This is a genomic window from Halomonas sp. 141, from assembly GCF_002810305.1.
GTDB classification, from domain to species: domain Bacteria; phylum Pseudomonadota; class Gammaproteobacteria; order Pseudomonadales; family Halomonadaceae; genus Vreelandella; species Vreelandella stevensii.
On record NZ_PINZ01000001.1, the window covers coordinates 69,120 to 81,489 of the forward strand.

A 12,370-nucleotide genomic window follows, 5' to 3' on the forward strand; every position below is an offset into this window, starting at 1 on the left:
ATGAAAGATTAAGCGAGGACGATCATGGGCTGATCGAATTCCACCGGCTCGCCATCTTCCACCAGAATGGCTTCGACCACGCCATCACGGTCGGCTTCGATCTGGTTCATCATTTTCATGGCTTCGACGATGCACACGGTGTCGCCTTGCTTCACGGTGTCGCCAACTTCCACGAAGGCCTTGGCGCCTGGGGCCGGGCTGCGGTAGAAAGTGCCGACCATGGGGGAGTTGACGGCTTCACCGCGATAGCTGGCACCTTGGGGTTCCGCTTCGGCGCTGGGGGCGCTTGGCGCAGGAGCCTGCGGCGCGTATGCGGGCTGGGCGTATTGCGGCATTGGCTGTGGCTGCCAGCTGACTCCATTCGGATGGCGGCTGATACGCACTGATTCTTCGCCTTCCTGAATTTCGATTTCGCTGATGTTGGACTCTTCCAGCAGCTCGATCAGCTTTTTGACCTTACGAATATCCATCTATATAGCCCCAAACGTTAATCAATAAAACACAACGCAGCAGGTCGAACCTGCCTGCTTGCGTGCGGCGCAGTAAACCTGATTTTAAAACGAAGAGAACGCTGCACGATGGCGAACGTTACCCCTGTGTCAACGCTAAAAGATGAGCTTTTTAGCAAATATGGCTGCGGAGTTTGCCGAAAAAGTAGCGCACTGTCCAGTGGTCGCCTCAGGCGTGACTAATTTTGCGACTTAAACGACCGTTTGACGACGTTGGCGACAAAGCGCTAAAAAAATGGCCAGCGCACCGTACTGCGCTGACCATGTCATTCAGCCTAGTGCAAGGCTAACCTTGCTGCCACCGCTTGAGTGAATCGAGGTGCTGCGTTAGTGCTTGTGCCGTGACTTCGCCCTGTATACGTGCGTCGCGCACTTCTTCGCCTTGATGAAAGAACAGCAGGCTGGGCGGGCCAAACAGGTCGAAATGATTCAATAGCTCTCTGCTGTTTGCGTTGGTATTGGTAACATCGACTGCGACACGCTGAAAATCGTTCAATTGCGCGGCTACTTGCGGATTGGGATAGACGTCTCGCTCCATTAATTTACAGGATATGCACCAGTCGGCAGTGAAGTGTACGAAGACTGGCTGATTGGATTGAGCAGCTTGTGCCAGCTGGGTTTGTAGCTCGCTCAGCGTACTAACCGTTTCAAACGGTAGTGCCGTTTCAGTAGTGGTGGTCGAGCTGCTGCCCAGCGTCAATGGGCGTAGTGGGTTGGTGCCACCCTGAGCTGCCCCCAGTACCAGGGCTATCCCCCAGGCAAGCAGCATCAGGCCCAGGGTTTGGCGTGCCTTGGCCCAGCCCGACGCGTGCTGGAGCGTCAAGGCTCCCAGCGTCAGGGCAGTCCCGATCGCCAGCGCTGCCCAGAGCAGCAGGCCGATGGAAGGTGCCACAAGACGTTCGATCATCCAGATGGCGACCCCTAGCATCAGCAAGCCAAACGCGATCTTGACGCCGTTCATCCAGGCGCCCGAGCGCGGTAGCAGCGTCGTGCCAAAGGTGCCGACCAGCAGTAACGGCACGCCCATGCCCAGGCCCAGTGCAAAGAGGGCGGCACCGCCCACCATGGCATCGCCCGTGGACGATATGAACACCAGGGCGCCCGCCAGTGGCGCCGTGACGCACGGTGAAACCACTAGCACCGAGAGCGCTCCCGCCAGGGCCAGGCCTGCCGGGCCGCTGCGCTGGGCTCGCGCCTGCCAGGCGTCGACGGTGTTGGCCACTCGGGGAGAAACGCGTAGATCGAAGGCGCCGAACATGGCCAGCGCAAAGAGGGTGAACAGCAGTGCAAAGGTGATGAGCACCGGCGCTGACTGAAGATGTGCCTGCAGGTTCAAGCCTGCGCCAAACAGCCCCATCAGCACGCCCACCAGCGCATAGGTGCTGGCCATGCCCAGCACGTAGCTGGCTGACAGCACGAAAGCACGGGGTCTGGTCGGGTTTTGCCCTACCACGATGGAGGAGAGAATGGGAATCATGGGCAGCACGCAGGGCGTAAAGGTCAAGCCGATACCCGCCACAAAGAATAGCCCTAGCATCAAGGGCAGGCTGGCCTCGCTCATCAGGTGGCGAAAACGGCTGTCCTCGCTTTGCGGGGCAGTAAAGGCTGAGGGTTGGGCGATAGAGGACTGCGCGTCGCTTGTTGATGCAGTATTGGCTGGAGCATCCGTCCCCTGGTGTTCACTCCATTGGGCGAACTGGCTGGGGGGTGACGCTTGCGGAGCTTCCAGCGTTACCCGCTCTGGCGGGTAGCAAAGTCCGGCATCGGCACACCCTTGAAACGTCAGCTCGATATGGGCCGGGCCAGAATGGGGCGCGGAAAAGGGTACTTCGAACACCAGACTGTCGCGAAAGATATAGACGTCGCCCATGAACTCATCGTTGGTGAACGTGCCCTCGGCGATAATGGGGGCTTCCAGGCGGAGATCGTCCTGCAGGCTGGCAACCGCGAGCTGGTGCCGATAAAGATAGTACTCATCGGCAATGTCGATGCCGATATACAGCGTTTCTGCGTCATGCCAGGCGCTGGGTTGGAACGCCTCCATGACAGGCAGAAAATCGCTTTGATTACTGGACGAAAACCATTGGCCTTGCGCCAGCAATGGCAAGCAGGCCAGTAGGCAAAAAAGAGAGAAGCGTTTGAGCAGTAACACGAGGTTTCCTTACGCAGCGGTGTCGAGGCAACAATAGCACGCAGAATACCGTAACCGTTCGCCCAGGCGTAGCGGCTGCGGTGACGTGACGCGCTACTTCATGTTCGCTTAACCCAGTATGCAAAAGGCCGCCCGAAGGCGGCCTTGGACGAATCATGGCAGAACGTTTGCCACTTGAACGTCGACTCAGGACTTCTTGTAAGCCGCCACCGATTTTTCGATGGCCTTGCGAGCGGCTTCAACCCCTTCCCATGACTCTACCTTGACCCATTTGCCTTTCTCCAGGTCCTTGTAGTTCTCGAAGAAGTGGGCAATCTGCTGGCGCAGCAGTTCTGGCAGGTCGGTGACTTCCTTGACGTCATCATAGAGGGCAGACAGCTTGGCATGAGGTACGCATACCAGCTTGGCGTCTTCGCCTGCTTCGTCAGTCATGTTCAGGATGCCTACCGGGCGGGCGCGAATGACACTGCCGGGAGCGACCGGGTAGGGGGTCACCACGAGTGCGTCGAGGGGGTCGCCGTCATCTGCCAGGGTGTGAGGGATGAAGCCGTAGTTGGCCGGGTAAAACATGGGGGTGGCCATGAAACGGTCAACCAACAGCGCACCCATATCCTTGTCGATTTCGTATTTGATCGGCGCGTGGTTGGCAGGAATTTCGATCGCCACATAGATATCGTTGGGCAGATCCTTTCCAGCGGGGATGTTATCGAGGTTCATCTTGAGTTCCTTGGCTTGGCTTATCTATTGCGATTGAGGCAGATGTCAAACAATTGATGCATTGCATTAATAGGGCAGAATTATACGAACATGACTGCCAGATTACCAATGCGACATAGGTGTTTGACGTTGATGAAGACAGGGGGCGGAGTGCTCTTTGATGGCCGACGCGACGTTTGGTGGGCATCGTTTCGGCGTCGCAGCGTGTATCATGTCGCCGTGTGATCGTGGCAAGGACCTTTATGTCCAGGAGGATGAGTTGGCGCACGCCCAGTTGCTAATCAGTTATGGTCAGGCTTTCGTTGCCCCGCAGCGCCGCCAGCATCGCAGCTCCATGTCGGTGCGCCTGCCGGATGCGCCCGTATTGAAATCGAAAGGTGGCTGTGCCGTCATCAGCGACTCGCTGTCGCGCAATACCATGGCCAAGCAGGCAGGCGATCTGAGCGTTCGTGGATTCCTGGCCGATTATTACTCGACCCCCGAGCACTGGGATACCAAGACCTCTGCCACGCGAGTCTTGAGAGCGCTCAACAGCTGGTGTTACAGCCAGAGCCAGCACGTCAAGGAAGGCGGTTTTGTATCATCGATGTCTGCGCTGGTGTTTCTGGGCCGTGAGGGGCATCTGTTTCATATGGGCGATACGCTGGTCTTCCGCCTGCGAGGGGCCGAGTTCGAACAGTTGACCCGTGACCATGTGACCGACGTGGGAGGCTATCGCTATCCCTCTCGGGCCTTGGGCATGGATGGCAGCCTGGATATCGATTACACCCACCTGCCGCTCAAACAGGGTGATTTTTTCGTCTTTACCACCCAAGCCGTGCGCGGCACGCTCATGCCGTCTGACTATGTGCGCTTGATTCGTGAAGATGCCAGCGATCTCGATGCGGCCTGTGAGCGCCTGGCCAGCGAGGCCAAGCAGCGCGCCCAGGAGCGAGGTTATGGGGGAGAGCAGTTCTGTTTTCAGATTCTGCGTGTCGATGAGCTGCCGGAAGAACCCAGTGATACGCCCAGTATGCTGTATGGGGACTTGCCCATCCCCCCGGAACTGGCGGTAGGCGAGCGGCTGGATGGCCTCGAAATACAGGCGGTGCTGTCGCGAAACGCGCAGTCCAGGGTCTACCGCGTACGCGATGTGCACAGCGACCGTATCATGGTCATGAAGGCGCCAAGCCCGGAGCTTTCGCTGCGCAATGCCTATCTGGAACACTTCCTGCTGCAGCAGTGGGTAGTGGAGCGGGTCAACTCCCCCTTCGTGGTCAAGGTCATGGAGCTGTCGCGTCCTCGCCGCTATCTCTACTATCTCATGCAGAACGTGGAAGGCGAGACGCTGCGTGAGTGGGCGCAGCGCCACCCTCAAGCCAGCTTGAACCAGCGTCTGGACATTGCCAACCAGCTGGGCAAGGCGGTACAGGCGCTGCACCACCGAGATATCATTCATCAGCAAATCAACCCGGATAACGTACTGATCGACCAGCACGGTAAAGTCGTGCTGGCCGACTTTAGCGCCTGCCACATGCGCGAGGTGGATGGCCATCGCCAATCCGGCGACCTGCTGCGGCAGGTAGGTCTTTGCGAGCATACGGCGCCTGAGTATGCGCTGGGCGACACCATTGGCCGCCGCAGCGACCAGTATTCGCTGGCTTCGACCGTTTACTGGTTACTGACCGGTGAGCTGCCGTACCTGTTGACGCCTAACCGCCTGCGCAGCCATACCGATCTTGAAGAGCTGGCCTATCGCAGCGCGCGTACCACCAATCCTGAGATTACCCCGGAGCTGGATGAGGCGCTGCGTCGAGCCCTGGACCCCCAGCGAGCGCTGCGTTTTCGTCGCATGTCGGAGTTTCTCTACGCACTGCGTGTGCCCTTGGGGCGTTTGCCGGTACGCGAAGAGTCGCGCCCAGAAGCTCGGCGGTTCTGGCAGGGGGTAGCGGGCATTCTTCTGCTGCTGTTGGTGCTCTCCTGGCTGTTGCGCTAGATCAAAACGCAGAAGGGATGGCCTGGGCCATCCCTTCTAGCGCGACTGCGGGCCGTTCAGGTCGTATTACAGCGTGAACGTGGGCAGTTTCTGCGCCACTTTCGCCAGCTTCAGCTTGGCGACTTTGGGCAGGCCATTTTCGAAGGGCGGGAAGTCTTCGCCTTGAATCAGCGGGGACAGGTAATCGCGGCACTGCTGAGTGATGTCGAAGCCACTTTCGCTGATGAAGTCACGTGGCATGAACTTTTCCTGGTTAGCGATTTGTGCCAAGGGAGCAGAGATCACGTCCCATTGGTACGGGGTCTGAGAGATGCGACGAATCGCCGGCATCATGGAGTTCTTGCCTGCCAGCGCCAGCGTCACGGCTTCGCGGCCCACGGCATAGGCCTGCTCCACATCGGTTTTAGAGGCCAGGTGGCGCGCCGCCCGCTGCAGATAGTCAGCCACGGCCCAATGGTACTTGTAACCCAGGTCCTGCTTGATCATGCCCGCCAGAGTGGGCGCTACACCGCCCAGCTGGCGGTGGCCAAAGGCGTCGGTGTTGCCTGCATCGGCCAGGAAGGTGCCGTCTTCGTAGCGTGCCCCTTCAGATACCACGATGACGCAGTAGCCGTACTTCTTGACGCTCTCATCGACCCTGGCCATGACCGCTTTGCGGTTGAATGCCACCTCGGGGAAGATGATCAGGTGAGGCGGTTCACCTTCGCCTTCCCCTGCCAGGCCACCCGCTGCTGCAATCCAGCCTGCATGACGCCCCATGACCTCAAGCACGAATACCTTGGTAGACGTGGCACACATCGAGGCGATGTCCAGAGACGCTTCGCGAGTAGAAGTGGCAATGTACTTGGCCACGCTACCAAATCCGGGGCTGTTGTCGGTGATGGGCAGATCGTTGTCGACGGTTTTCGGTACGTGAATGGCGGTCAGTGGATAGCCCATTTTTTCCGATAGCTGAGACACCTTGAGACACGTGTCGGCGCTATCACCTCCGCCGTTGTAGAAGAAGTAGCGAATATCGTGGGCTTTGAAGACCTCGATCAAGCGCTCGTACTGGGTGCGATGAGTATCGATATCCTTGAGCTTGTAGCGACATGAGCCAAAAGCACCGCCCGGGGTGTGGCGCAGGGCAGCAATGGCGTCGTCGCTCTCCTGGCTGACGTCGATCAGGTCTTCAGTCAGGGCGCCGATGATGCCGTTATGGCCGGCATACACCTTGCCGATCTGATCGGGGGCTTGCCGACACGCTTCGATCACGCCGCAGGCGCTGGCATTGATGACGGCGGTAACGCCACCGGACTGGGCATAAAAGGCATTGTGCAGGGCCATGGAACGTTTCGTCTCCTGAGCGAGTGTCGTGTTGCTAGCTAAATGAGTTTTCGGGGTATCAGTAAATGCTGCGGAGTTTAGCCTAAAGCCGTTGCCACTGCATTACACGCAGGGCAAGGCTGCTGGAGCTACTCCTCGCCTGCGTCCATGGCTTGCTCTTTCAACGCCAGCCGCCAGCCGCCCAGATCCTTGTAGCGATTGACCATGGCGCAGAATAGTTCGGCGGTGCGCTCGGTATCATAACGGGCGGAGTGAGCCGATTTGTTGTCGAATTCGATGCCCGCCGCACGACAGGCGCGTGCCAGCACGGTTTGGCCGTAAACGAAACCCGCCAGGGTCGCTGTATCGAAACTCGAGAACGGATGAAACGGGTTGCGCTTGACGCCACACCGATTGGCGGCTGCGTTCAGAAACCCTTGATCGAACGCCGCGTTGTGGCCTACCAGAATGGCGCGAGAGCAGCCATGCGCCTTGATGGACTTGCGAATGGGGCGAAAGATTTCCCCCAACGCCTCGGACTCGCTCAAGGCGACCTGGCGGCGCAGCGGGTCATCCAGGTTGATACCCGTGAAATCGAGAGCCGATTGCTCCACATTGGCCCCCTCGAAGGGGTGAATATGGTAAGCATAGGTGGCGTCGGGCAGTAGATTGCCTTCCGGGTCCATGGTGAGCGTCACAGCGGCAATTTCCAGTACGGCATCCGTCTGGGCATTGAACCCGCCCGTTTCCAGGTCAATGACCACCGGCAGGTAACTGCGAAAACGCTGGGCCATCAGATCGCGGGCAATTGCCTCGCTCATGCAGCTCTCCTTAGTAAAGCGAGTAATCGAACACAGTGGCGGTCATGGGGAGTCGCCACGAATGAGCTGATTCTAGCAGCTTTGGGCCCAAGGCGTCGTTGACGGTATTCGCTGGGCAATGAGAGCGCTATACTGGGTGCCAGGCGTAATGGGTAGTGCCCGAGCGTGCTACCGATTCTGGTGAACTGTGTTCTTATTCAAGAGGAGCAAAGAATGTCCGATGTCAAAAAGGTTGTGCTGGCATATTCAGGCGGCCTGGACACATCCGTTATCGTCAAGTGGTTGCAAGAGACCTACAACTGCGAGGTAGTGACCTTCACTGCCGACATCGGTCAAGGTGAGGAAGTCGAGCCCGCGCGTGCCAAGGCCCAGGCGCTGGGTGTCAAGGAAATCTATATCGAAGACCTGCGTGAAGAGTTCGTGCGCGATTACGTCTTCCCCATGTTCCGTGCCAACACCATTTACGAAGGCGAGTACCTGCTGGGTACTTCCATCGCTCGCCCGCTGATTGCCAAGCGTTTGATCGAAATCGCCAACGAAACCGGCGCCGACGCCATTTCCCACGGTGCGACCGGCAAAGGCAACGACCAGGTGCGTTTCGAGCTGGGCGGCTATGCGCTCAAGCCTGGCGTCAAGGTCATCGCACCCTGGCGCGAGTGGGACCTCACTTCACGCGAGAAGCTGATGGCCTACTGCGCAGAGCACAATATCCCGGTGGACTTCTCCAACAAGAAGAAGAAATCCCCGTACTCCATGGATGCCAACCTGCTGCACATCTCCTACGAAGGCGGCATTCTGGAAGATCCGTGGGCCGAAGCCGAAGAAGACATGTGGCGCTGGAGCGTTTCACCGGAAGCCGCCCCTGAGCAGCCCACCTACGTCGAACTGACCTTCGAGCAAGGCGATATCGTGGCCATCGACGGCGAGCCGTTGAAGCCCCATGAAATCCTCGAAAAGCTTAACAAGCTGGGCGGCGACAACGGTATCGGTCGTCTGGATATCGTCGAAAACCGCTATGTGGGCATGAAGTCGCGCGGCTGCTACGAAACTCCCGGAGGCACGATCATGCTGCGTGCCCACCGCGCCATCGAGTCGCTGACACTGGACCGCGAAGAAGCACACCTGAAAGATCAGCTGATGCCCAAGTACGCCGAAGTGATCTACAACGGCTACTGGTGGAGCCCCGAGCGTCGCATGCTGCAGGCGGCCATTGACGAAACGCAGAAAAACGTTTCAGGCGTCGTGCGCATGAAACTCTACAAGGGCAATGCCACGGTGGTGGGCCGCAAATCTGAGCAGTCGCTGTTCGACGAGTCCATTGCCACCTTCGAAGACGATGCCGGTGCCTACAATCAGAAAGATGCCGAAGGCTTCATCAAGCTGAACGCACTGCGCCTGCGCATTGCGGCAGGTAAAGGTCGCCAGCAAAGCTAGTCTCTTCCCTTGTGGCCAGCCCCGGTGGGTTGGTCACTCTTTCCTGGAGTGGTCATGTTTAAAAAACTACTTGCGGGCCTGTTTGGGTCAAGCGATGAGCGTGGAGGCGCTTCGGGCACCAAGGCGGCAGAGCCTGTTGCCTACAAAGAGTACCTGATCATTTCCCAGCCGGATGACCAGAGTGGCCAGTACCGTGTCAGCGGTGTGATTCGTAAAGCCATTGCGGGTGATAGCGTTCAAGAGCACCGTTTCGAGCGTTCTGACATGCTGCCAGGGCGTGATGCCTGCGATGCGCTGATGGTCAGCAAGGCGCAGCGCTTCATCGATGAGGTGGGGGACGCGATGTTCGAACCGGACCCCCGTCGTGAAAGCGGTACCCCTAACTAAGCTGTGAATCCATCAGGGTGCGCGCTTCTGCGGCGGCCTGCAGCATCAAGTCTGCAGGTGCCGCTAATAAGGCGCCCTGTTCAAAGGCCTCTACATCCTCTAAAAGCTGCCCCATACGCCAACATGGCTTGCTAGCGCTTTATGGACACTCGGACTTAAAGGCAACTCTTGCAGCATTGTGACCAGATCAATACCCAAAATGATTGGCATATGCGAGAAAAGCCCCACCATAAATGTCTCTTCTGCAATATCCTACTCTGCCTGACGGGGTAAATGCATTTAGAAAGCCAAGAATAGCGTACAAGATGAAGAACATGCCAGTTACATTAAGATACGCTTGCCTGTCACATTTTTTCACTTATCAAGCTGTGCAGGGAGTTCAATCGACATCCGAGTGCCACCCAAGGGCGAGGCCTCTGCCCACATTTTTCCCCCGAGATGCAGAACGATGGCACGGCTGATGGGTAATCCCAGCCCACTGCCTTTGGGTCGCTGTGGGCTGGAGTGTCCGTTGCGCTGCAACTGATAGAACTTTTCGAAAACATGCTCCCTTTCTTCTTCGGGAATGCCTGGCCCATTATCGTCCACGCTCAGACGAAAATGATCTTCATGGGCTTCTACGCTTAGCATTATCTCGGGATGGGTGTGGTGCGCGAACTTGCGCGCGTTTTCCAGCAGATTGATGATCACCTGTTCCAGCCTGTCGGGGTCGGCTTCTACCATGGCAGTCTCGGGCTGCACCACCAATTCAAAGGTCAGGGCTTCTTCTTGATGCAAGCGGGCCAGTGCGTCGCTGCTTTGTCGGGCTAATACCACCAGATCGACGGGTTGGGGTGACATGGTGAAACGACCACTTTCCAGACGCGCCAGATCGAGTATTTCCTCAATCAGCCGGGAAAGTCGCTCACTTTCCTGCACCATGATGGCCAGGAACTGATGGCGCTTGTCATCGCTGATGTCCGGCGTATCGCGCAATATTTCAGCAAACGAGCGAATCGACGTCAGGGGGGTTCGTAACTCATGGCTGACCATGGCCACGAACTCATCTTTCATCCGGTCCAGCTCGCGCAGCCGCTCATTGGCACTGCGCAGTTCCTTGCCCACCCGGGCCAGCTCCTGGGATTTCTGCTCAAGGCGACGGTTGTACTCCAGCGTCTGTGACGTGGTATCCAGAATGCTCATCACCGAGGCAACGTCCAGCGCTTCACCGCGCAGCACCGAATTGATCAACACGCTGGCGGAGGCACTGCCCAGCGAGCCTGCCAGCGCCTGCTCGGCCCGCGTGATCAGCGCGCTGGAGGCCGGCTGTGTTTTATTCAGTGATCCATGTTGGGTAAACACGCGCTCAGTGGCCGTACTGCCCAGGTAGCGAATGAGCAGGGCGTGTAGGGCGCCTTCGGTGGTTTCCCCCCGCCACAGAGAGGTCGTGTGCAGGTCCGGGTGCATGGCGCCGGTGAAGAGCGCTGCCTGAGTCTGTTCCAGCGGCGTGGGCCGGGTAAACAGAGACACACCCACCAGCAGTCCCACATTGCACAGCATGCTCCAGAACAGTGAGTGGGTATAAATGTCCCAGCCGGTCAGGCCCAGCAGGGCATAGGGCGACAGCCACGCTAGCCCCCAGGGGCCCTGGGTGATCAGCGCGCTATCCAGCCATCCCGATTGAGCAAAGCCCGGCAGCAGCAGGGTGTAGAACCAGACGATAAAGCCTGCTACCAGAGCCGCGGCCGCCCCTTGGCGGGTGGCGCCACGCCAGTAAAGTCCGATCAGCAGCGCGGGGGCAAATTGAGCGACGCCCGCAAACGAGACCAGTCCAATGGTGACCAGGCTGTAAGTGTCGCCAATCAGCGCGTGGTAGAGATACCCCATCAGCAGAATTACGACGATGGCGATTCGGCGTATCCCCAGCAGCCAATCGGCCAGCTTGCCGTGGCTGCCGATATAGAGCCCTTTGACCTTGAGCAACAGCGGCATGACCAGTTGGTTGCTTACCATGGTAGAGAGCGCGATGGTTTCCACGATCACCATCCCCGTGGCCGCGGACAGCCCACCGATGAACACCAGTAAGGGCAGGCCCTCGAGACCTGCGGAGAGAGGCAGCGTCAGCACGAAGCTGTCCGGGTCTCCGGCATCCAGCAGCAGCCCCGCCAGGGCAATGGGAATCACGAACAGGTTGATCAGCAGCATGTAGAGCGGAAACAGCCAGCTGGCGCGAATCAGGTGCTGCTCATCGACGTTCTCGACGACCAGTACCTGGAACTGACGTGGCAGGGTCAAAAAAGCCAGAAACGCGAGCAGCAGCATGCCCACCCAGCCGGTGGCCCCGCCGGGTACACTCTCCAGCCGCATGGCGTTGGCCAGCTCCGGCATGGCCGCGGCCTGCGCGAACAGGGCGGCAGGCCCCTCGAACAGCACGAAGGTGACGAAGATGCCTACCGCTAGAAACGCCACCAGCTTGACCAGCGATTCGACCGCAATGGCCGCGACCATGCCCTCATGGCGCTCGCTGGCATCCAGATGCCGAGTGCCGAACAGAATGATGAACACGGCCAGTACCATGGCGATCCAGAACGAGCGATCACTCCAGAACCGCTCGGTGGCCAGGGTCGCGTCGGCACTCAACGGGTAATTCATCAGCACTGCATGGCTGACCGTGATCGCCTTGAGCTGCAGCGCGATATAAGGCGTGATGGTAATCAAGGCCATAAGGGCCACCAGAGCACCCAGCAGAGAACTCTTGCCATAACGAGCACTGATGAAGTCGGCAATGGAGGTGATCCGCTGCTGAGCCGCAATGCGCACCATCTTGCGCAGCGTGAAAGGCGCCAGCAGCATGGCCAGCGTTGGCCCCAGATAGATGAGCAAGAAGCTAGGGCCAAACTGCGCGGCCCGGCCCACGCTGCCGTAAAAGGTCCAGGCGGTACAGTAGACCGCAATGGAGAGCGCATACACCGTGGGCGAGCCAATCAGCGAGCGCCCCTGTTCGGCGCGGCGGTCTCCCCAGGCGGCCACCATGAACAGCAGTGCCAAGTAGCTAAAGGCAGCGCCAATCACCACCAGGTCGGTACGCATG

The 12,370-nt window shown here is 58.6% G+C and carries 9 protein-coding genes; 3 read left to right on the forward strand and 6 right to left on the reverse strand.

Annotated elements, in window-relative coordinates; all coding sequences use genetic code 11:
* Positions 1-8 precede the first annotated feature (8 nt).
* From accB to ppa, 3 genes are all read right to left on the reverse strand, one after another.
* Positions 9-470, reverse strand: coding sequence for an acetyl-CoA carboxylase biotin carboxyl carrier protein (gene accB, locus CWI66_RS00345; RefSeq protein ID WP_016913719.1), 462 nt, complete (start codon positions 468-470; stop codon positions 9-11).
* Between the two features lie 325 nt (positions 471-795).
* Complete coding sequence (dsbD, locus tag CWI66_RS00350) at positions 796-2,661, reverse strand: protein-disulfide reductase DsbD (protein WP_100730595.1); 1,866 nt, start codon at positions 2,659-2,661, stop codon at positions 796-798.
* A gap of 186 nt (positions 2,662-2,847) precedes the next feature.
* Positions 2,848-3,378, reverse strand: a complete 531-nt coding sequence (ppa, locus tag CWI66_RS00355) for an inorganic diphosphatase (protein WP_100730596.1) — start codon at positions 3,376-3,378, stop codon at positions 2,848-2,850.
* Positions 3,379-3,637: 259 nt separating this feature from the next.
* On the opposite strand from ppa, the gene CWI66_RS00360 reads away from it, so the two are divergent.
* Positions 3,638-5,353 carry a bifunctional protein-serine/threonine kinase/phosphatase gene (locus CWI66_RS00360; RefSeq protein WP_100730723.1) on the forward strand — a complete coding sequence of 572 codons (1,716 nt, stop codon included), beginning with the start codon at positions 3,638-3,640 and terminating at the stop codon, positions 5,351-5,353.
* Between the two features lie 66 nt (positions 5,354-5,419).
* On the opposite strand, the gene CWI66_RS00365 is transcribed toward CWI66_RS00360, so the two are convergent.
* Positions 5,420-6,679 (reverse strand): 6-phosphofructokinase, encoded by a 1,260-nt coding sequence (locus CWI66_RS00365; RefSeq protein WP_081137282.1) that lies wholly within the window; start codon positions 6,677-6,679, stop codon positions 5,420-5,422.
* Between the two features lie 128 nt (positions 6,680-6,807).
* Positions 6,808-7,479, reverse strand: a complete 672-nt coding sequence (gene rnt, locus CWI66_RS00370; RefSeq protein WP_016913724.1) for a ribonuclease T — start codon at positions 7,477-7,479, stop codon at positions 6,808-6,810.
* A 213-nt stretch (positions 7,480-7,692) separates the two neighbouring features.
* Here rnt and CWI66_RS00375 point away from each other — a divergent pair, with 213 nt between their 5' ends.
* Both CWI66_RS00375 and CWI66_RS00380 read left to right on the forward strand, forming a co-directional pair.
* On the forward strand, positions 7,693-8,913 hold the full coding sequence (locus CWI66_RS00375) for an argininosuccinate synthase (RefSeq protein WP_081193305.1): 1,221 nt from the start codon (positions 7,693-7,695) through the stop codon (positions 8,911-8,913).
* 54 nt (positions 8,914-8,967) lie between these two features.
* Complete coding sequence (locus CWI66_RS00380; protein ID WP_016913726.1) at positions 8,968-9,300, forward strand: HlyU family transcriptional regulator; 333 nt, start codon at positions 8,968-8,970, stop codon at positions 9,298-9,300.
* A 354-nt stretch (positions 9,301-9,654) separates the two neighbouring features.
* Here CWI66_RS00380 and CWI66_RS00385 read toward each other — a convergent pair whose 3' ends face one another.
* On the reverse strand, positions 9,655-12,369 hold the full coding sequence (locus CWI66_RS00385) for a sensor histidine kinase (RefSeq protein WP_100730597.1): 2,715 nt from the start codon (positions 12,367-12,369) through the stop codon (positions 9,655-9,657).
* Between the last annotated feature and the right edge of the window lies 1 nt (position 12,370).